This is a genomic window from Chryseobacterium sp. S90 (genome assembly GCF_047444895.1).
Taxonomy (GTDB): Bacteria; Bacteroidota; Bacteroidia; order Flavobacteriales; family Weeksellaceae; genus Chryseobacterium.
In genome coordinates this window covers 65,184-88,252 of sequence record NZ_JBLGCX010000008.1, presented here as the reverse complement: position 1 = coordinate 88,252, position 23,069 = coordinate 65,184, and the positions used below count along the sequence as shown (strand labels likewise).

General features: G+C 35.9%; 16 protein-coding genes. 11 read left to right on the top strand and 5 right to left on the bottom strand.

The annotated features are described in order from the left end of the window. Positions 1-19 precede the first annotated feature (19 nt). From ACLMCG_RS19230 to ACLMCG_RS19215, 4 genes are all read right to left on the bottom strand, one after another. Positions 20-1,285 carry a glycosyltransferase gene (locus ACLMCG_RS19230; RefSeq protein WP_413960853.1) on the bottom strand — a complete coding sequence of 422 codons (1,266 nt, stop codon included), beginning with the start codon at positions 1,283-1,285 and terminating at the stop codon, positions 20-22. A gap of 27 nt (positions 1,286-1,312) precedes the next feature. Then, a complete protein-coding gene (locus ACLMCG_RS19225; RefSeq protein WP_413960854.1) occupies positions 1,313-1,966 on the bottom strand; it encodes a glycosyltransferase in 654 nt (217 codons plus the stop codon). A 3-nt stretch (positions 1,967-1,969) separates the two neighbouring features. Continuing rightward, the gene (locus ACLMCG_RS19220; protein WP_413960855.1) at positions 1,970-2,767 is read right to left on the bottom strand and encodes a hypothetical protein; all 798 of its coding nucleotides are present in this window, start codon (positions 2,765-2,767) and stop codon (positions 1,970-1,972) included. 180 nt (positions 2,768-2,947) lie between these two features. Next, on the bottom strand, positions 2,948-4,336 hold the full coding sequence (locus ACLMCG_RS19215) for an MAC/perforin domain-containing protein (RefSeq protein WP_413960856.1): 1,389 nt from the start codon (positions 4,334-4,336) through the stop codon (positions 2,948-2,950). Between the two features lie 439 nt (positions 4,337-4,775). Between ACLMCG_RS19215 and gltX the strand changes: the two genes are divergently transcribed. Together gltX and ACLMCG_RS19205 are read left to right on the top strand one after the other, a co-directional pair. Then, positions 4,776-6,284: a glutamate--tRNA ligase gene (gltX, locus tag ACLMCG_RS19210; RefSeq protein WP_413960857.1), complete on the top strand. Its 1,509-nt coding sequence runs from the start codon at positions 4,776-4,778 to the stop codon at positions 6,282-6,284. A gap of 49 nt (positions 6,285-6,333) precedes the next feature. Next, the gene (locus ACLMCG_RS19205; RefSeq protein WP_047385949.1) at positions 6,334-7,290 is read left to right on the top strand and encodes an acetyl-CoA carboxylase carboxyltransferase subunit alpha; all 957 of its coding nucleotides are present in this window, start codon (positions 6,334-6,336) and stop codon (positions 7,288-7,290) included. 60 nt (positions 7,291-7,350) lie between these two features. Here the strand turns inward: ACLMCG_RS19205 and ACLMCG_RS19200 are convergent, their stop codons facing one another. Further along, positions 7,351-8,115, bottom strand: a complete 765-nt coding sequence (locus tag ACLMCG_RS19200) for a DUF6759 domain-containing protein (protein ID WP_413960858.1) — start codon at positions 8,113-8,115, stop codon at positions 7,351-7,353. Positions 8,116-8,260: 145 nt separating this feature from the next. On the opposite strand from ACLMCG_RS19200, the gene tsf reads away from it, so the two are divergent. The 9 genes from tsf to ACLMCG_RS19155 all read left to right on the top strand — a co-directional run bounded on the left by tsf (position 8,261) and on the right by ACLMCG_RS19155 (position 23,056). After that, positions 8,261-9,085: a translation elongation factor Ts gene (gene tsf, locus ACLMCG_RS19195; protein ID WP_047385945.1), complete on the top strand. Its 825-nt coding sequence runs from the start codon at positions 8,261-8,263 to the stop codon at positions 9,083-9,085. A 340-nt stretch (positions 9,086-9,425) separates the two neighbouring features. Next, complete coding sequence (locus tag ACLMCG_RS19190; RefSeq protein ID WP_413960859.1) at positions 9,426-12,251, top strand: gliding motility-associated C-terminal domain-containing protein; 2,826 nt, start codon at positions 9,426-9,428, stop codon at positions 12,249-12,251. A 420-nt stretch (positions 12,252-12,671) separates the two neighbouring features. Continuing rightward, a complete protein-coding gene (locus tag ACLMCG_RS19185) occupies positions 12,672-15,566 on the top strand; it encodes a T9SS type B sorting domain-containing protein (RefSeq protein ID WP_413960860.1) in 2,895 nt (964 codons plus the stop codon). 112 nt (positions 15,567-15,678) lie between these two features. Beyond that, the gene (locus tag ACLMCG_RS19180; RefSeq protein WP_413960861.1) at positions 15,679-19,077 is read left to right on the top strand and encodes a T9SS type B sorting domain-containing protein; all 3,399 of its coding nucleotides are present in this window, start codon (positions 15,679-15,681) and stop codon (positions 19,075-19,077) included. Between the two features lie 190 nt (positions 19,078-19,267). Then, positions 19,268-20,062 carry a hypothetical protein gene (locus ACLMCG_RS19175; protein WP_223601536.1) on the top strand — a complete coding sequence of 265 codons (795 nt, stop codon included), beginning with the start codon at positions 19,268-19,270 and terminating at the stop codon, positions 20,060-20,062. Positions 20,063-20,348: 286 nt separating this feature from the next. Further along, on the top strand, positions 20,349-21,113 hold the full coding sequence (locus ACLMCG_RS19170; protein WP_413960862.1) for a DUF6759 domain-containing protein: 765 nt from the start codon (positions 20,349-20,351) through the stop codon (positions 21,111-21,113). A 96-nt stretch (positions 21,114-21,209) separates the two neighbouring features. Further along, a complete protein-coding gene (gene trmB, locus ACLMCG_RS19165) occupies positions 21,210-21,887 on the top strand; it encodes a tRNA (guanosine(46)-N7)-methyltransferase TrmB (RefSeq protein WP_413960863.1) in 678 nt (225 codons plus the stop codon). A gap of 20 nt (positions 21,888-21,907) precedes the next feature. Then, positions 21,908-22,609 (top strand): DUF6759 domain-containing protein, encoded by a 702-nt coding sequence (locus ACLMCG_RS19160; RefSeq protein WP_223601539.1) that lies wholly within the window; start codon positions 21,908-21,910, stop codon positions 22,607-22,609. Between the two features lie 6 nt (positions 22,610-22,615). After that, positions 22,616-23,056: a DUF6759 domain-containing protein gene (locus ACLMCG_RS19155; RefSeq protein ID WP_413960864.1), complete on the top strand. Its 441-nt coding sequence runs from the start codon at positions 22,616-22,618 to the stop codon at positions 23,054-23,056. Positions 23,057-23,069 lie beyond the last annotated feature (13 nt).

The following is a 23,069-nucleotide window of genomic DNA, read 5'->3' as shown; positions in this document are numbered from 1 at the left end:
CTCTTTTTATTTACTGAAATTATTTTTTCCCTTTCCTATTTCTGAAATACATTTTGATATCATATATCCACTGAATAGGTTTACTCTTTTTATAAATTCTCAGATCTTTTTTCAAAAATATACTGTCCGCATATAATTTTATTAATGCCGATCTGCTTTGTTGAATCTTACCTTCAGAAATCAGTTCTTCGGATCTTTTTCTAATCAATCTCCCTACTCCTTCGAGTGAAAAGTCATTGGTAATTGTTTTACGTGCATTATCTGATGCGGCTTTTACATCATCTCCACCCTGATATATTTTTTTTAGATATTTGGAAGCTTCTTCCAGGGAAGGCTCAGACCAGATGGTATTGGAATCATAATTAAGATCATCTGAACCGTAAGATACTTTCTCAGCATTCACTAAAAAGCTGTTTTCAGCGTTCATAAATTGTAAATTTCCGGAATATCCTGTAGCAATAACAGGCTTTCCAAAATACATGGCCTCTGCCATAGTCAGTCCGAAACCTTCAGATCTGTGGAGAGAAATATAGCTGTCACAGGTACTGATCACATAGTTCAAAGCATTTTTGTCAAAAATCTTTTCTACCACTTTGATCTTCACAGAGTCTCCGATGGCATCTTTTATCTGTTGTTTTTCCAAAGAAAACTTATCAGACTTAGAGGTTTTAATGGTTAAAAAAGCATTGTTTTCTTTTCCATCAAAAGTCTCTCTGAATACATTAATAAGATTGAGTACATTTTTCCTTTGGATAGAGCTATTATAATCGAATATGAATAAAAAATTAAAGAAGTCGGTATTATAAAAATTCAATGCATCAACATCTTCCGTCGGTTTCAGATTAATATCAATGGGATGCGGAATTACTTTTACCGGAGAAGCGATATATTTTTCAATACATTTTTTGCAATATTCTGAAGGAGTCCATACCTCATCGAAAAGATTAATATTCAAAAGATAATCTTCCGGAATAGTTTCTGATTCCCAGGCCATATACAGAATATTGTATTTTCTTTCAAAAAGAGAATAATCAAAATATTCAAAGAAGTTCGACATTTCCGAAACAGATGCTGAAACCTGAACCAAATTGATAGGATGATCCGCTTTATCCGAAAACTTGGTAAAAGTCTGATCATTAGCATCATGATTGGTTCTCACATCATAATTCATCAAATTAATGGGAATACCTGCACTCTGCATTGCTTTACAATTAAGCCTTGTTGCTTCCGCAATACCAAATTCGCCATTAATAAATCCAAAAACGTTAATTCCTAAATCTGCCATTTTAGTTGTGTAATAAATTCAATCTGATTAATCTTCCAAAGTTTCATAAAAATTATTCTGCTTTTGCTGTTTTTCAAAATTCTTTTTATGAATCAATGATAGCTCATATTTTTTTGGAATTTCTGTAAAATTTTTATTTCCATAGAGTACTTCATGTACTTTATTTTTCCAGAAGATTTTTTTATTGTTCTTAATAATCCTTGCCTGATAATCAGGAAAATTAATATAACCTTCATTATTCATATTCCAGCCCATCTGCTTTACATATTCTTCTGTAATTCCTTCTACAATATTGATTCTGGGAACGTAAAATATTTCGACACTTTTTTCTTTTTTAAGATAAGGTTTCAATGTCTTGATGAAATGTTCAGTAGGATATTCATCTGCATCAATCTGAAACAGATATTGACAAGTAGCCTTTTCTATTAATCTGTTCTTAAATGTGGCAAAATCTCCTTCCAGTTTTGCTTCAAGTTTTATAATACTATCATAGTTACCCAGCAATTCTGTCACCTCTTTATTTTTATTGGTAATATCCTGAAGAACGATGACCTCATCATTCTTGTCAATCAAAGGAAGAAGGACATCCAATAATTTTTTCAGTTCATTAGCTTCATCATTGACCGTAATACCATAAGAAACTGTTATAAATTTGCTGGAAATTCGTGAAAGTAGGCTCATAATTTAATTGTAGATTATAGGATAATTGCCGGAAAAATGAGTAAAGTAATTTTCAGCAATGACTTGTTGTACGTAATTCTTATACTTCTTTGTGGGATAAAAACAGTATCCTGATTTTTTGTAATAATATTTCCTGAAAAACTGCGGAAGTTTTTTCTCACCATGTTCTACCTCTTTTCCTTTTTCCGTTCCTTTTATTTTGTATAAAATCTGAACATTGAAAGCGGGTGGTAAGGCTTCAAACCAATTATTAATCTGGGAAAAATAAGCGAATGGTGTTTCTTCAAAACTATTCAGTTCACCTTGATTATGTGCTGAAAAATAATATTCTTTAAAGATATCAGCTACTTTTTCCGGTCTGAAAATAAATACACCACCATTGATACTTCCCTGCAGTAAAGGATTCGCTTCAAAATGGCGGTCAGTAAAATACATCTCGCTGGTCTCTTCCAGTATTCTCGGAATATGCCCCCAGGTTTTGTTAAATTCTTCAGTACCTCTCGGATCAAGGATAGCCCCGAAATATTTATCTTCCGGAAGATAATCAAAAACAGAAGGTGCTTTATCTGAAATAATGATATCAAGGTCTAAGAAAAGAACCATATCATACTCCTTTGTTTCTGAAGGAATCAAAAGCTTCTGAGAAAGAAGCGGACGATGAAAACTATCATCCATAGGTTTATCAATGATCTTTAAATCTGCACCACACTTTTTAGCATAGCTTTCAAACCTAGCTCTGTTTTTATTATACATTTTCCAGTACTTCTCTCCTACGATAAAAAGGCAGATTGCTTTTTTCATTGATCATCTAAATTTTAAGGTACAAAAATACATTTTTAATGGTAAGACTACCGGAAATATCCTTCCAGTGTTTCAATATCAACGAAAATAATGTCCGAATATTTATCTTATCCTTCATTCTATTAAAAAACCGCCTCAAAACTGAGACGGTTCTTTGGTTGTAAAATTTTAATATTTCAATTAATAGGCATAGAATTCAATTCCTTCAGAAACATAACCAGCCGGTCTTGCACTGGATCTTGAATAGTAATGATCTTTACCATTCCAATATCTGTAAATAGGAACTGTATTAGGCTGCTGAGTAGCAAAAGCATTGAACTCAATTCCTTCGTCTACATACCCCTGGTAATATCCCGGAGTTTTTGTATAATAGTGGTCTTTACCATTCCAGTATCTGTAAACAGGAACTGTGTTTGGAGCTTTGTATAAAAATGCATTGAACTCTGTTCCTTCATAAGAATATCCGCTATAGCTTCCCGGAGTTTTTGTATAGTAATGATCTACTCCGTTGTAATATCTGTAAACCGGAATAGTATTGTACTCCATATACACTTTATTATCTATCAGATATTGATCTACATAAGCTTTAAGCTGAGCTTTTTTAGTTGCATCTTTCACTAAATCATAAATAATAACCAATCCGTTGTTTCCAAAATCCACCAAAACTGAATTTGTTGCATTAGAACTATTCTGCCAGTTGGAAATATTGATTTTAGGATTTGTCTGATCAAGATTCAGATCTCCCATAAGTCCTTTTGAAGGATCCCCTCCTCTTGTTTTATAGGCTAATTTTTTAGAGTAGTTCATAGAAGATTCGGAAGTATTCACATCATTGGTAACATCTACATCAAAGATATCTTTCATTCCTACTTTTACTCCAATTCTTGCTGCACGGTCACGGCTCTGGCTTCTTGTTTCAGCCTGGAATAAAACATCCAGTTTTGCTCCCGTATAGATATCAAGTGTTACGTGAGTTCCATAGTCCTGTACAATTTGTTGTGGAGTTTTAGTCTGTAGATCCTGAACGAATTCCGGAGTGAGATAATCTCCCAACATATCTGTAGTGGCATTGAATCTTACTCTTTTTTGTTTAATCGTAAGATTATAGCTTCCGTAGATATATTTCCCTTCAAACTTATTGTTGGTAGTTACTGCAGAGTTGAATCCTACCGACAGTGTTTTCTTGAACAATGGGATACCGGCAGTAACATTCACCTTCGTTGAAACCATTTTAGAATAGGATTCTGCATTTTCACCATACTCTTCAGTGTATTCCTGTGAGAATGTGTTTTCGCTGATTAATCTGTTTGTCTGCTCTACTTTAAAACGGTCAATATCAATCACTTTAAAACCAGCTGCCGTTGCATTGGCATATTCACCGGCAACATTATAACCATGTCCTAAGACATCGTAAATTCCGTCTCCTGCAAATTTGGCCGCTGATAATCGACTATTAGCCTTTGCTGCCGGGCTTTCAGGGGTTACCTCATTATTCAGTTCTTCCGTTGAACATGAACTCATGAAAAGCATCAGTAAACTACAGAAGCAAAATAAAATTTGTTTTTTCATAGTATGAATTAAAAGTTTACGGCAAATATAATATTCAACAGTGAGTGAAAAAAGGAATCATACAATGACATATATCATTATTTAGTGAATTTAATTTTTATTTAAAATACCATTAACAAACAATCAGAATATCACTAATTAGTGATTTAATAGCGAAAATAAATTATAGAAATTAACTTTATTATATTTTTCAACAACATACAAACATCAATCCAATAATTTTTCTTTATGAACTTAATTTCCACAACTCGACTATTCATGAATATCATCCATGAATTAAAATTATGATCCGAAATAGAAGATTAAGAGCTTTAAAACAGTATTTGACGAAAATCTGTAGAAAGTAAATACAAAAATTGGAATCAAAAAAGGAATACCAGGTCATAAATCACCTCTTAAACGCATAATTTTAAGTAAATTTGCAAAAATTAAAATTGAAATGGAGAAAGTAAGAGTACGTTTTGCTCCAAGTCCTACAGGGCCATTACATTTGGGAGGCGTAAGAACCGCATTATATGATTATCTTTTTGCTAAAAATCAAGGGGGAGAATTTGTATTGAGAATAGAAGATACAGATACTGCAAGATATGTAGAAGGTGCTGAAGAATATATTGAAGAAGCTTTGGAATGGTGCGGAATCATCCCGGATGAAAGTCCTAAGAAAGGAGGAAAGTTTGCTCCTTACAGACAATCTGAAAGAAGAGACATCTATGACCGATATACAGAGCAGATCTTAAAAACAGATTATGCTTACATCGCTTTCGATACAGCTGAAGAATTGGATGCCATTCGTGCTCAGTACGAAGCTAAAGGTGATGTTTTCTCATACGATAACAAAACCAGAAACGGTCTTAGAAACAGCCTGACACTTTCTGAGGATGAAGTTGAAGCTTTGTTGCTTAACAAAACACCTTATGTAGTAAGATTCAAAATGCCTGTTGACAGAGTATTGAATCTGGAAGATATCATCCGTGGAAAATTCTCTGTAAATACCAATACTTTAGATGATAAAGTTCTGGTAAAGAATGACGGAATGCCAACCTATCATTTCGCCAATATCATTGATGACCACGAAATGGAAATCTCTCACGTTATCCGTGGAGAAGAATGGCTGCCATCTTTAGGACTTCACACTCTATTATATGAAGCAATGCAGTGGGAAGCACCACAGTTTGCACACCTTTCTTTAATTTTAAAACCTGAAGGAAAAGGAAAACTAAGTAAAAGAGATGGGGATAAATTCGGATTTCCGGTATTCCCGCTTGATTTCAAAGATCCGGCAACGGGTATAGTTTCCAAAGGATACAGAGAAAACGGTTATCTTCCTGATGCTTTCATCAACATGGTTGCATTATTAGGCTGGTCTCCGGCAGACGATAAAGAAATCCTTCCTTTAGACGAAATGATCAAGGAATTTGACCTTCATAAAGTACATAAAGCGGGGGCAAGATTCAGTAAAGAAAAATCAGAGTGGTTCAACCATCAGTATATTCAGATGAAGTCTGACGAAGAGCTTCTTCAGATATTGAAAAACACAGCTATTGATTTTGCAGGTGCTTCTGATGAAAAACTGTTGAAGGTAATTCACCTGATGAAAGAAAGAGCAACTTTCCCGAAAGATATTTATGAAAACGGAAAATTCTTCTTTGAAGCTCCAACTTCTTATGATGAGAAAGCTTCGAAAAAAGCATGGAACGATGAAACATCTGCAATTTTAGCAGAATTAGTCACTGCTTTTGGTTCTACAGACTTTACTGCAGAGACATTGAAGAAGACCATGCATGATTTTGCGGAAAGCAAAGGGCTGGGTATGGGTAAAGTAATGATGCCGTTACGTTTATCTTTAGTAGGAGAATTGAAAGGACCAGACGTTCCGGACATTCTGGAAACCCTTGGTAAAGAGGAAAGTACCTCCAGAATAAACAATGCTATAAATAATTTTAAATAGAATAACCATAATTTTTCATACATTTGAAAGATTTAATTTACTTCAAGAAATGGAATATTTAAGTTTCGAACTTCCTATCAAAGAATTGATGGATCAATACCAGACGTGTTCTTTAGTAGGAGAAGAAAGTGGTGTTGATGTAAAATTAGCATGCAGCCAGATTGAGGATAAGATTTTAGAAAAGAAAAAAGAAATCTATGGAAATCTTACACCTTGGCAAAGAGTACAACTGTCCCGTCACCCGGATCGTCCTTATACATTGGATTATATCAATGGGATGGCAGACAAAGGCAGTTTCTTAGAACTTCATGGAGACAGAAATTTCGCTGATGATCCGGCAATGATTGGAGGATTGATTACCCTTGATGGTCAAAAAGTAATGATCATAGGTACTCAAAAAGGAAGAACAACTAAAGAAAGACAATACAGAAGATTTGGAATGCCAAATCCTGAGGGATACAGAAAAGCTTTAAGACTAATGAAGCTTGCTGAAAAATTCAATATTCCCGTGGTAACTTTAGTAGATACACCGGGAGCTTATCCAGGATTGGAAGCTGAAGAAAGAGGACAGGGAGAAGCTATTGCAAGAAATATTTTTGAAATGGTGCAGCTGAAAACGCCTATCTTCACTTACATCATCGGAGAAGGTGCCAGTGGTGGAGCATTAGGAATAGGTGTTGGAAATAAAGTATATATGTTGGAAAATACATGGTATACTGTAATTGCACCGGAAAGCTGTTCTTCTATCTTATGGAGAAACTGGGATCACAAGGAAGATGCAGCCAATGCATTGAACCTTACTCCAGCAGATGCTTTAAGAGAAAAGTTCATCGACGGCATCATTGAAGAACCACTTGGTGGGGCTCAGTATGATCAGGAGACAACCTATTTAAACCTGAAAAATTCAATTTTACAGAATATCAAAGCTTTCTCCAAATTTACAGGACAGGAGCTTGAAACCCAGAGACAGGATAAATTCATTGCGATGGGTCAGTTTAAAGGATAAAAAATAAAAAGGTTAAGAATTTCTTCTTAACCTTTTTTCTTTAGCTTTCTTCTATCTGTTTTATTCGGCAACATTCAGTGCAATTTCAATATCCTGTGTAATCTTCTTCGGGGCAGAATATTTTGCATCACATACCATTGTTGTCATTATATATTCCCCTTTATCTACCAGAATAAAGTTTTCTCCTTTTGCTGGGACACTCAGATTATAATATTTTTTACCACTTATCTTAACAATAAGATTACAGGAAGATCTGTTTTTAATATTGATATATGCTTCATTTTTGTTAATATCATTATTAAAAAGGTGTGTAAGCATTGCTGCTGTTCTTTTATTTTCTTCACTTGGCCCTGCTTTAGAAGTCCCGGCACTTTTTGCAGAACCTACCGATGCAAAAGTGGTTGTTCTCCTTTCTTCTCTTAAGGCTTCAATAGCCGCTGCAGTGTTATTGGAAACAGGCTTTCCGTTCGCCGTATACGTTTTATTTGCAGCAATAGTTTTACCGCTGTTTAACTCATTATTCTTAACGATATTTTCAATTTTATCTTTACTGATCGGCCTAATCGTAGGTTTTGCTTCAGGAGAATTACCTGCCATGATAATATCAATCAGTTTTCTTTTAAAATAATCTGTTTTAGCATGTCCCGGATTCTGTTTCAAAAAGCCGGCAATGACTCTGGCTTCTTTTGAAATCTCAGCTTCCTGCTCTGTATAGATAATTACAGTTTCTTTTTCAACAACAGCTTTAGATTTTGTTTTCTTCTTTTTTTGGGAAAAACCAAGTGAGAAAATGCATATAAATAGAAGGAATAAGATTTTTTTCATTAATCAAATCTTTAAAATAGTATTAAATATATTAATAACGTGAAAAGTCATTTTTTAGTTTATCATTAAAATCATTATCTTTGCACTGCTCTAAATTTAAGCTAAAAATTAATACTAATCTTAAATAAAAAAAATAATAGATATTATGTCTTATACACCAGCTGCTGCAGACGTAGCAAAATTGAGAAACCAAACAGGTGCAGGTATGATGGACTGCAAAAAAGCTCTAGTTGAAGCTGAAGGAGACTTCGAAAAAGCGGTAGATATCCTTAGAAAAAAAGGACAAAAAGTTGCTGCTAACAGAGCTGACAGAGAATCTGCTGAAGGTGCAGTAATCGCAAGAGTAAACGAAGACAACACTTTAGGTGTAGTAATCTCTCTAAACTGTGAAACTGACTTCGTTGCTAAAAATGAAGCTTTCATCGAGCTAGCTTACGAATTAGCTGAAATGGCTATCTTCGCTGCTACTAAAGAAGAACTTTTAGCTACTGATTTCCACGGAATGACTGTTGCTGAGAAATTAGTAGAGCAAACAGGAGTTATCGGTGAGAAAATCGAAATCGGATCTTTCGAAAGAATCCAGGGAGATTTCTTAGGAGCTTACATCCACGCTGGAAACAAGATCGCTGCAATCTCTTCTCTTTCTGCTAAAGTAGACGGAGCTGACGAAGCTGCTAAAGCTGTTTCTATGCAGGTTGCTGCTATGAACCCAATCGCTTTGGACGAAACAAGAGTTTCTCAAGAGACTATTGATAAAGAATTAGAGATCGAAAGACACAAACTTACTGAAGAAGGTAAGCCTGCAAACATTATTGATAATATCCTTAAAGGTAAAATGCAGAGATTCTACAAAGACAACACTTTGGTACACCAGGACTTCATTAAAGACGGAAGTATCTCAGTTGCTGACTATGTAAAATCTGTAAATGCAGATCTAAAAGTAACAGGATTTGTAAGAGTAAGCCTATAAGCTCATCTTCAAAAAAAATATTGAATCCCGGTGAATTTCACCGGGATTTTTTTATACTTCTGTACTCTCAATCATACAGAATATTACTATTAAAATTAATGGCAGGCAAAAGCATTCTCTCATAGATTTTTTATGACTTGGAAAATCAACCAAAATAAGTCTTACAAAAGGGATATATCAATATATTATCTGATAGAGTGATCAGAAACCCAATTACCAGTTTGACACTCAGGACAGCTTTTATTTAGAAATCGATAATATTTTTTTAACATTTATTTACATTTTATTAAAAGTATTTCATTTTTTATTTTAATTTTGTAGAAATCCTAATTCCATACACATGAAAAGATTTCTACTCAGTCTGGTATTAATTTTTTTTACAATTAATACACTCTTTGCACAAAGGGATAGTGAGCACTGGATTGCTCCTTACTTTGACAGTGTCGGAGGATATAACAATATGATATACCTTTCCACTGATTCAACCACTCCTTTTGATGTAACCATTTACAATAACAATGCTGTAGTTACTACAGTTACCATCAGTAAAGGTAGCCCACAAACCTACAAGGTTGCCAACAATCTTATTTCTACAGGTACCACTACTGAAGCATTCAATGTGGGTAATAAAGGACTTTATTTAAAAGCAGCAAAACCTTTCTACTGCAGCTTAAGACTTGCCCAAAGTGTTCACGGGGAAGTAATCACCAGTAAAGGAAGAGCAGGAATTGGAAAAACATTTTTCGTTGCTGCCGCTCCCAATACCAACACCAGCAGTATTCAGAACTTTACAGCAGGGGTGCTTGCCACTGAAGATAATACCAATGTAACAGTATCATGGAACCCTACTGCCGGAGTAGTTTTCATCAATGGAAGCCCTACCGGAAATACTCAAACTTTTACATTACAGAAAGGACAGTCTTTCATTCTTGCAGGATCGGGATCCCAGTCTGGAAACAAGACGGGGTTTATTGGTGCAAAAATCGTTTCTGATAAGCCAGTAACGCTTACCAACGGAAGCTGTAATGCTAACTTTTCCGCCAGTACAACGGGAAGTGACCCGGTTCTGGATCAATCTGTACCGGTTGACAGACTTGGAAATACTTTTGCAATGGTAAAAACAAGATCTACTGCTCCAAATTTAAATATGGAGGGCGGGCTTATTGTTGCTACTGAAGATAATACTGAAGTGTTTTTAAATGGAGGAGGAACTTCCGTTGCTACACTTGCAGCAGGAGAATGGTATAGAATTAACGAAACCAGCTATGTGGCTCAAGGTACTTCAGGACATTCAAACATGTTCATTTCGACTACTAAAAATGTATACTTATATCAATTTATTGGAATATTATCAAGTGATGCAACCAATGGATTCAACTATATCCCACCATTAAACTGTTTCCTTCCAAGAAAAATTGATGAAATCGGGAAGATTAACGAAATGCCTCTTGGATCAGGAGGAGCCAGTACAACACCTGGCGACCTTGTGGTTAAATTAAATATTTTAACAGAAACAGGAGCAACTGTAATGGTAAATGATACCCCAGTTGCAGCGACAGACGGACCATATCCAGTAACGGGAAATACTAACTGGGTAACATATGGAATCACCGGAGTAAGCGGAAATATTAAAATTACTTCTACAAAAGCTGTAACAGCTGGTATCAACGGAGGATTCAGTTCTGCAGGATACGGAGGTTACTTTGCAGGGTTCTCATCAATCCCTGTAATTGCGAAAAAAACAGGAGAATGTGTACCGGGAATCATTCTTGAACTGGATGACGGATATGAAACATACCAGTGGTACCGCGACGGAGTTGTAATACCGGGTGCTACTTCTTATACATATACTCCTACACAATCAGGAAACTATACTGTAAAAGTAACAATGGGAACATGTCCTCCTGTGACAACTCCTATCTATAAAGTACAAACTTGTTTAAAAGAAACAACTCAAGCACTTAATGCTTGTTCTACTAAAATTATTACCCCTACGTTTACTTCGTCTACACAGACAGTGGTAGCAACTACAGTAGTAATTTTAACTCCCCCTACAAAAGGAACAGCAGTGGTTAATCCAAACGGAACAATCACTTATACTCCAAATCCTGGATATTTAGGACCCGATAAAATAGTTTATAAATTCTGTGGAAACTCAGTTGAGTTTACAGATTGTGAGCAGGTAACCCTAAACCTTACTGTAGTACCATTCATTGTAACGGATACTTCTATTAAGGCATGTTGGTATGATGTAGATCCTTATGCTTATTTTGATCTTACAAAAGCTAAAGTAACAGATTATAATGCCGTTACTAAAAAATACTACCGTACACTGAATGACCTTACTGCAGGTATCAACGAAATCACTACGCCAGATAACTTCCCTTCAACAGGAGGATTTGTATACGTGAAAGTAACTACTGCTGAAGGATGTACGGCAAATGCAAAAATTGAATTGATTGTACTTCCAATCAAAAAATCTCCGATATTGGTAGATCAGTATATCTGTATGGATGCTAAAACCAATCTTGACGCAGGTTCAGGATACGACTCTTACCAATGGAGCACAGGTGCTACCACTTCAGGTATCAGAGATATAGGTGTTGGAGAATATACTGTAATACTTGGAAAGAACGGATGTTTCCTTACTCAGACAGTAAAAGTTAAAAAAGTTGAAGATCCGGTAATCCAAACAATTGAGATCAACAACAATACAGCAACAGTAATTGTAAGCGGGGGTAAAGCACCTTTCAAATATGCGGTTGACGGAACTGCTAACTGGCAGGATTCGAATGTCTTCACAGGTTTAAGCAGAGGACAACATACATTCTATGTAAAAGATTTCTACAACTGTACTCCTACTTCCGTAGAAATTACAATCCCTAATCTATTGAATGCCATTACACCTAATGGAGATAACGTAAATGATTACATAGATTACAGCGAACTTGCTTACAAAGAAAACCTAAGTTTTGTAGTATATGACAGATATGGAAATATGATATTTACCGGAAATAAATTCAACAACTACAGATGGGATGGAAAACACTTTGATAAGAAACTTGGAACAGGAACATACTGGTATCATATCAACTGGAATGAATCCAACAAAGAAAAGACTCCAATAAAATACACAGGTTGGATTCTTGTTAAAAACAGAGAGTAATAATTAGTTAAAACCATATTGGTAAGCCACGATTTCATAATCGTGGCTTTTTTATTAATAATGCCCCTTGCATCTACGGTAATGATCTTCTACTGAATAGTATAAAGATTTCGCTATCAGACTATAACAAATCATCTCTTCAGCATTTTCAATGAAGAGATAAAGAAATTGATGAAAAATATACAACTAATTGAGTTTTTATAATTAATTTTTCAATCAAAATAACATATAACAAACCTACACGCAATAAAATAAACAATTAATTAAACAATTACTATAAATCAAGCATTTATTATAATATATTTGCAATAAACCAATCACTAAAAAACACACATATTGACCTAATTAAGCTCCCTCCGTTACTTACTGCAATTTTATCTGCCCACGAAAGAAAATTATTTATAAAAAAACACTGAAAATATGTTAAAAACATTATTATTTAAAAAACTGCAGACAATGGCTGCACTCCACCAAAAAACGTTTATTTTCCTACTCACCATACTCACCCTGAATACGGCCTATGCTCAAAGAGATACAGATCACTGGTTTGCCCCAATGATGAAAAGAAATACAAATGCAACAGAACAGCAGGGATTATATTTTTCAACAGATTCTGTGACTCCTTTTCCCATAGAGATCTATAGCAACAATACCTTGATAGGAACAGTCACAGTCAGCAAGGGTAATCCACAGGTATTTAATGTTCCTTTTCAAAACATGATGACGACTTCTGAGGCAGATTTATTTAAACCTGTCAAAATGGGATTGTATACAAAAGGAACCAAACCTTATTTCGTAACGTTTAGATTTTCGTCGGTAAATCATGCAGAAATATTAACATCTAAGGGTAAGGCAGGAATAGGAAAAATCTTCTATGTTGCAACGGCTCCTATAACAGATGCGAACCCTAATGGTATAAATTTCACTACAGGAATACAAGCTACAGAAGACAATACCACTATTACAGTCTCCGGATATTCGCCCAATGTAATATTTGCTAATAATATGACAGGTACCACAAATCCTACCATGACTTTTACTCTTAATAAGGGACAATCATACATCATAGAAGGTGATGGGACTTTAGCTCAGAACCGTAAAGGTTTTATCGGTGCAAAAATTACCGCAGACAAACCGGTTTCTGTTACCAATGGTAATTTCAACGGACAATTTACTCTTACTCCCAATTCTTTTTTGGGTTTCGGAACGGATATTATTATGGATCAATCTGTTCCGGTGGATAGACTTGGCAATGAATTCGTGCTAGTAAAAGGAAATGCCAATATCAGTGAACGAATGGAGGATGCGCTGATCATCGCAACAGAAGATAACACACAGGTATTTATCAACAATGCCACCACTCCTGCAGTAACCCTTGATGAGGGACAAAGTTACAGAGTTAATGAGGTATCAAATACAAACTACATTAACCAGGGTAACAACCATTATAATATGTACATCAGAACGACTAAAAATGTTTATGTATATCAGCTGCTGGCAGGTGTTGCCAATGATATTCAGGCTGCAACAGGCGGATTCAATTATATTCCTCCCCTCAATTGTTTCTTACCCAGAAAAATTGATGAAATCGGAATGATTAATATCCTTCCTCCTTCTACCAATACTGTGAAACTAAATATTCTAACAGAAACCGGGGCTACTATTATGGTTAACGGGAATCCCCCAGCTGCTGCCCAGGGTCCCTATCCGGTAAGCGGAACCAGTAACTGGGTTTCTTATTCGATTCCTAATATTACAGGAAATGTAACAGTGACTTCCAATAAAGCAGTAACCGCAGGAATTGCCGGCGGAAGCGGTGCTGTAGGATATGGCGGATATTTTGCCGGCTTTTCTTCCATTCCCGTTATTGCCAAGCAGGCAGGTGATTGTATTCCCGGAATCATACTAGAAGTAGATGACAGTTTTGATACTTATCAATGGTATAAAGAAAACGTTCCTGTTCCCGGAGCCAATACCAATACCTACACTCCCACCCAATCAGGAAATTATTCAGTAAGAATTACTATAGGATCATGCCCTCCTGTTGAAACTCCGGTATACAAAGTATACACCTGTCTTACTAACACAACAGTAAATGAAACTATGTGTGATGGAGTGAAACAGATTATTCCTACGTTTACCAATTCTACACAAACCGTAGTTCCGGCAACAGTAAAAATCATTACCCCTCCTACAAATGGCACAGCAATAATTGACCCAACTACCGGATTTATAAGCTATTCCCCCAACTCTAATTATCAGGGACCAGAAACTATTGTTTATCAATTTTGCGGAAATAATCCTGATTTTACAGATTGTGAAAAAGTAACTTTGAATATAACAGTATCTGAAAAGCCTAAAGTAAATGATACCTCCATAAGAACCTGCTTCCTTGAATCCAATATTGCAACAGGCTTATTTAATCTTACCAATGTGAATGTAACAACAGCTACAAACATCACTAAAAAGTATTATCCTTCCCTTGCAGATGCTCATGCAGGAACCAATGAAATTTTGACGCCGGTCAATTACATTGCTCCCAATGGAGTCGTTTATGTAAAGGTTATTAACGGAAATGGCTGTTATAATATTGCAATAATAACTCTGATTGTAATACCTCCCGTAAAGTCTGATATTCTCTCAGATAAAACCATCTGTATGGAAAGTAAAACCACTCTTGATGCAGGTCCGGGTTTTAAAAGCTATGAATGGAGCACTGGAGCTACAACTCAGACCATTAAAGATGTTGGAGTGGGAACTTATTGGGTTAAACTTAAAACCGGAGAGTGTACTGTCACACAAACAGTGAAAGTTTATTCTTCAGAAAATCCGGTTATTTCAAATATTGATATCTCAAATAATACCATAACATTAAATGTGACCGGAGGTACACCTCCTTATAAATATTCTATTGACAATATTAGCTGGCAGGATTCTAATGTATTCACCAATGTTGCAAGAGGAAATGCAAGTGTATATGTAAAGGATGATAATAATTGTGATCCTGTAAAAGTAGATATTACCATTCCTAATCTGATCAATGTGATTACTCCTAACGAAGACGGGATTAATGATGTTATAGATTATTCTTCACTGGCAGTGAAAAATAATCTTGTAATTAATATTTTTGACCGCTATGGAAATAAGATCTTTCAAGCAGATAAGACGAACGGATACAAATGGAACGGAACATTTGATGGAGGAAAGAGAGCTCCTACCGCAACATATTGGTATCAGATTTCATGGAGTGAGCCTAATAATAAACAGACCATAGTGAAATTCACAGGCTGGATCCTGGTAAAAAACAGAGAATAATAATGGATAAGTAAAATTTTCAAAACCACGATAACGAAATCGTGGTTTTTTATTACATTTTCAATCATTTAATACTTTTTATTGTTAAATTTGTGATAAATACTACTACTGAATGAAGAAAATTCTATCTTTTTTATTTATATTTTATATTTTCACCTCTGCTTTTGCCCAATTGGACCGAGAGCATTGGTTTGCTCCGATGGTAGACAGGACTGGTGCACCCAATCCTTATCAGAAACTGTATTTATCCACCAGCAGAACAACTCCTTTTCCTGTAAATATTTACAACAATAATGTTCTGATCGGAACAGTGAATATCAGTAAAAATAATCCACAAAAATTTGATGTATTAAGGAATTATATAATTACCACACAACAGACGGATTTATTTACCCCTACAACCAAAGGATTATATCTTAAAGCAGAATTCCCTTTTTATGCCAATTTAAGGTTTTCGGTATTCAATCATGCGGAAATCATTACTTCCAAAGGAATTCCTTCCACGGGAAAATCGTTTTATGCAGCCTCCGCTCCTATCACTGTGAGCAACAATATTCTGAACTTCATGACCAGTGTACTGGCAACTGAAGATAACACAACCGTAACCATCTCCGGATACACCCCTACGGTTCAATTTTCTAACGGAACTACCGGAGCGACCAATCCGACAATGACTTTCACTTTAAATAAAGGACAGTCTTATATCATTGACGGAATCGGGGATATAGCAGGAAACTCTGATGGTTTCATCGGCTCCAAAATTATTTCAGACAAGCCCATCAATGTCACTAATGGAAATTTTAACGGACAGTACGCAGGAAATTTCCCTTCCAGTTCTGATATTTTAATGGACCAGGCAGTTCCTGTCAATAGACTTGGAAATGAATTTGCCCTAGTAAAAGGTAACGGACCGATAGGTGCCAATATGGAAGGTGCTGTTGTTATTGCCACTGAAGACAATACTCAGATCTTTGTTAATAATGAAATACCTCCTGTAGCAACCATTAATGCCGGGAAATATTTCGTTATTCCTGATTCAAAATATATCCTTCAGGGAAACGGACATTATAATTTATATTTAAAAACATCAAAAAATGCTTATGTCTACCAGATTTTAGCCGGAGATTCAAATTCGGGGAATGAAACGGCTACCGGAGGATTCAATTTCATTCCAGCTTTGAACTGTTACTTACCCAAACAGATTAATGAATTGGGACTTATCAATGAAAACTTTGTTCATTCCAATGGTAATCCCGGAGGTATTCTGAACATCCCGACAAAACTAAATCTTATAACTGAAAGAGGAGCTATTATTACAGTAAACGGAGCTAATCCTCCTGCAATAACAGGTCCTTACAATATGACAGGAACCACCAACTGGGTTACTTATGGAATTCCCAATGTAACGGGTACTATTACAGTGGTTTCAAATAAGGCTATTATGGCTGGCATCACTGCCGGAAGTGATGCCGTAGGATACGGAGGTTTTTTCGCTGGTTTTCCTACGCAGCCCGTTATTTTACAATCAGGTGTTGGCTGTATTCCTGGTATTGTTCTCACTGTGGATCCACTGATATATGACTCTTATCAATGGTACAGAAACGGAACGCTTGTTCCGGGAGCTACGGCCTCTTCGATAACCCCTACACTACCCGGATATTATACATGTTCTGTAACAATGGGAAGCTGCGCACCTTTAGTTACTGAAAAGTTTAAAGTTCTGAATTGTACAAAACTTACCAATGCTTCTTACAATGTTTGTACTTCACAGACCATAACACCTACTTTCAGCAGCTCATCACAAACTCCTGTTCCCGGTACAGTAGCAATTACAACAGCACCTTCTTTGGGTACTGCAGTGATAAATCCTGTTACAGGAATCATTACTTATACTGTAAATACTCCCGGTACCTCAGGAACAGATACATTCACTTATACATTCTGCGGAAATGATCCGGACTTCCCGGATTGTGAAACGATAACAGTTACCATCAACATTCAGGCTCTTACGGTAATGAACACCACGTTATCTGCCTGTGATATAAACGGACAGGGAACATTCAATTTGACAACTGCCAATATCACCAACAATTCCCCTGTTACGATCACTTATTACCCTACTCTTACAGATGCTCAGAATGAAAATGCCGCAGCACTGATCACCAATACAACATCATATACAGCACCCAATGCAACTATCATATACGCTGTTGTCAAAAACAATATTGGATGTAAAAGTATTGCACAGATTACGTTATCTCTTTTCAATAAAGCGATTGTTCTGGATAACTACAATGGTATTTTCTGTGATGATAATCTGGATGGAACAGTTACTCTCATCCTTTCCAATATCACTCCTATTGTCCTTAATAATCCTAATTATTTTACCAATGTAAGATATTATGCAAATCTGGCAGATGCTAATGCAGGAAACAACAATACTCTTCCTAACAGCTGGAGCTATACAGCAACAACTACAATTTACATCAGAGTAGATTCTCCTGACGGCTGTGCCTCTGTGATCAAACCTTTACAGTTCAGTATCGGGGCTAAAATAACATTGATTACCAAAACCGTTACGGAAAGTGTTTGTGATGATGATCTGGACGGAATAAAAAGCGTGAACTTAGCTCAGTTTATTCCTCAGTTTACATTAGATCCCAATGTTACTTTCACTTTTCATGCAACCTTAGCGGATGCTCAGAATAATGTAAATATTGTTTCATCACCGGTTAATATTACAACATCCCAAACATATTATATCCGTTTCGAAAAAAATGGAGTATGCCCGGAAGTAGGCACTCTTAAAATCAACATTAAAATTCCTAAAAAATCGGATGTATTACAAGATAAAGCTATTTGCCCTAAAACAACTACCACACTGGATGCAGGACCCGGTTTTGAAAGGTATTTGTGGAGCACCGGAGCTACCACTCCTTCCATCACCAATGTAGCTCCTGGAAGTTATTGGGTAGAACTCACTTTCAATGGCTGTGTTTACAAACAGTATGTAAATGTTACCGAACTGCCGCTTCCTATGATTACATCTATTGAAATTGATGGAACAACGGTAAAAGTCGGAGTAAGTGGTGGTACACCTCCTTATGAATATTCTTTGGATGGTGTGGTGTGGCAGAGTTCCAATATTTTCTACAACGTACCAAGAGGTGCACACAATGTATTTGTAAGGGACTCTAAAATGTGTGAAGAAGTCAAAAAACCATTTGCCATTATTAACCTGATCAACACGATTACTCCGAATGGAGATGGCTATAACGAAGGAATAGACTATTCTGCTTTAATGGCCAATGATAATCTTGTATTCAGGGTCTTTGACCGATATGGCGCAGAAGTATTCAGAGGAACTCCGGAAAACAGATATACCTGGGACGGAAGAATAGGTGGAAGATATGTGCCTACAGCAACCTACTGGTATTTCATCACCTGGACAGAATACGGTTCATCCCTCACTGTAAAATACTCGAGCTGGCTGCTTGTAAAACATAGATAAAAAAGAAGCCGGAAGAAGGCACCGCTGAAAATTCAGTATTCTTTCTTCCGGCTTCTTTACTTATTTTAAGGGAATTATAAATTTCTAACAGTCCTTAACAGTTTAATGTTAAAGTTTAATATAACTTTAACCACTATTCTTTATCTAACTAGGGAAAATTGCTTTATTTCTATGTAATTTTGCGCATTATATGAAGAAACTGTTTACTCTACTGCTATTGGTTTTTCTGGCAAAAATTAATGCTCAAATATATTCCGGGGAGGTATTTCTGAGAGACAACTCTATTTTATATCTCAATCAGGTATATGTCACAAACCTGAACACCCAGAAAACCGTTCTTACGGACTATAATGGTAATTTTAATATCCCTGCCAATACCGGAGATGTAATCCGGTTTACCTCTATTGTTACTGAAAGAAAAGATATTAAGCTAACTCCTCAATCCATGGTACAAAAAAATCTGGTTGAGCTTAAAATTGCTTACTATGAGATTCAGGAAATTGTACTCAGCAGGTTCAAACCTACCGGAAACCTTCGGTATGATGTCAATTCTTTAAGAAAAGAAGATAAGGCATATGCACTTAAGAAAGTAATCGGGCTTCCTGAACCAAAAGGTGACGGAACTCCTCCTGAACTTCCTGTTGCCGGATTACGAGATGGCGGTCTTACCTTCAGTCTTGAAAGTATCTATGATATCCTTTCCGGGGAGAGAAAGAAAAAACAGCGTTATCAGGCCTACGAAAGAATGAACAGTTCTGTTGCACAGATCAAAAACTATCTGGGGAAAGATTATTTTACAAGGTTTAAAATTCCTGAGAATTTAATTGATAACTTCCTTCAATTCGTTTATACTTCTGAAAATATTCAGGCTTATGTATTAGCCGGAAACTTTGAAGCCGTAAAAGTTCCTATTGAAAAATATCTGCCAATCTATCAGAAGAGACTTAGAAGTTCACATCTTCAGGAAGTTGTAAGCAATAATTAGAGAAATAATTCCAATATAGATAAAATAATCCATGTCCTTTCACATGGATTATTTTTTTTGAAATAAACATAAATCCCGTGGAATCTCCCTTCCACACTGTATCCAATGCAGATTATTCAACTTTTATTGCATATCATTCTTCAATATTCAAAAATATGTTTAATTTTATCTCACAAACAAGTGTTTAAAATAAAAACACTGGTATTTCGTTATCCAAATAAAAACTAACCGACCCAAAACGCAAATTAAGAGAGAAGCACCTATTTTTTAAACTTAATATTAATTAATGAAACAAGTACTTTTACTTCTTTGCTGTATGTTTTTCTTTACTATGTCTGCTCAAAAAAAAGGGAAAGACTATAGTAATATTCTGAAAAGTAATAATATCTACGAGATCAATGCTTTCTTAAGAGATGCCCATCCTGATGATCCCCGGAGGTCTGTTCTGAAACCAAGGGTAATGGAAATGATGAAAGAATACATCAAAAATGCTCATCCTGCCGATCAGAAAGTAAAAGACATGCAGGAAATGCTTGCCATGCTGAGGAGAAGACCTTCCACAAAGATCACTTTTGATGAAATGAATGCTATCATCAAACAGAAACAGATAGCAAAATATAAGGCGGAACTGGCAGCAAAACAGCCTACTACCGTTTATACACCAAGTACTGCCCAAAATACATTTGTTGTAAATGCTGCAGCCAATATGGCAATTCCCAATGCAGAAGCTGAAGAATTTAATATGCTTATGGCAGTTTCTCCCATAGAACACAAAAATAAAACTGTAAAAATCCTCAACTCTTTATTTGATAATGACCCAAATGCTAAAGAATGCATTGTTCTGATTCAAAATAAATCTGACTGTAATATCATTGTAAGAATGGAGGGTGTAGGAACTACCAAATACAGACTTGCTGTTCCGGCCCAGGGAGAAGGCTCCATTGTTATAGAAAAGGGCCAGTATCTTTTCACCAGTTTGGTTTGCGGAGCACAATATGCCTCACAAAAGACAATACAAAGACCTATTATGGTGGCTTTAGGAAGTCAATAGCCTCAATCATAAACGGATTATCTCTCTGTCTTTTACCTCCAAAAGGCAGAGATTCTCCATAAATTTTCACTATTTTTGCACTCATTTTATAACTCAATGGGCAAGAATAAATTAGCAAGATTTGCAGAAAACAAAATATTACCAAATGTAATCCAACCTACAAGGGAGGATGCCTTACAAGGTTTCGAACTGAAAGGAAAATGGAGAGAAAGTTTCTTTAAAAATGACAATCCGATTGTATTGGAATTAGGTTGTGGAAAAGGAGAATATTCTGTAGGACTGGCAAAAACATTTCCTGAAAAAAACTTTATCGGAATTGATATTAAGGGGGCAAGATTTTGGTTTGGTGCTAAAGAAGCGGTAGATAACAACATGACTAATGTCGCTTTTCTGAGATCACAGATCGAACTTGTTGATCACTTTTTTGCTGAAAATGAAGTAAATGAAATCTGGATTACGTTCCCGGATCCACAAATCAAATACAGAAGAACAAAACACAGATTGACCCATCCTGATTTCTTAAACCGATATAAAAAGTTTCTGAAACCTGGCGGTATTATTCATTTAAAAACCGATTCAGAGTTTTTACATGGGTATACACTGGGGTATTTGCAGGGAGCCGGCTATGAAATTATTAGCGCTCATCATGATATCTACGGAGCGCCGGAATATAATCCTGATACCGAACACCTTAGAGATATCAAAACCTATTATGAAGAACTTTTCTCAGCAAAAGGAAAAACAATTACTTACATTAAATTCCGGATAAGCTGATGAAATAAAAATAACAATTGATGAAAAAAAAACTTTTAACTGTTTTCTTTTTATTCTTCACATTTCTGTTCCCCAACTTGATATCCGCTCAGAAGAAAGGCAGTAATGACATCCTGAAAAGCGTTGATATTAAAGAAATTGAAGAGTATATTAAGAATACCCATCCGGATGATCCGAAAAAAAGCGTGCTGAAACCTAAGCTTATCGCTTTAAAAAACGCAGAATGGACTAAAGGAGCCCGTACCGCCAAGCCTATGGAAGCAAGGCCTATTATCTCCGATATTCCTAAAAGCATCATGAGAAACCCTCATTCAGATGATGCTGAGGAGTTTAAAAAACTCATTGCTGAAACTTCTGCTGAGCATAAAGAAAAAACAGTGAAACTTCTGAATGCAATGTTCAATGAAGATATTACGCGAAAGGAAGCGATACTCTTATTCAAAAATAATTCAGATTGCAATATTGTACTGAGGGTTGAAGGAAAAGATTATTACAACCTTGCTGTTCCTGCTCACGGAGAAAACTTTATTGTGATCAATAAGGGCTCATATACGCTCAGCAGTAATATCTGCGATATGAAATACATCTCCCGGAAAGACATTAAAAAAAGTATATTTGTAACGATTGATAATTCGAGACTCCCTGAAATTGAAGCAAAACCTGCCAAAAAGGAACCTTCTAAAGTAAAGAAGTCTTCGAAAAAAAGAAAAACCAAAAAGTAAACTAGTATGAAAAAACTATTAGTTTTTGCCGGGATCTCAGTAGTCCTTGCCAGCTGTAATGTAAATTATGGCAGCTATCCGGGAAGAACCTCCTACCCATCCTCGACCATCAATTCAGGTAACAGAGCCAATACGGAAAGAGAATATAGTGAACTTATAAAGACCTATAAACCGGAAACAGCGGAAGTTCTTAACGATCTTTTGAATAATGATGACCCTGCTAATCCCAGAACATCTATTTCCGTAGAAAACAAATCTCCGTGCAATATGGTTCTTACCGTAAGCGGAAACGGGTTCTTTAAAAAGATTCCTATAGGGGCAGGAAAGATAGGCTACACAATGGTTCCTAAAAATCAGAATTACAGATTATCCGGTATGCTTTGTAATTCATCTTACCAGTCTACAAAGTTTATAACCACTTCCTATTCTATAAAACTTTCACAATAATATAAAAGCTCCA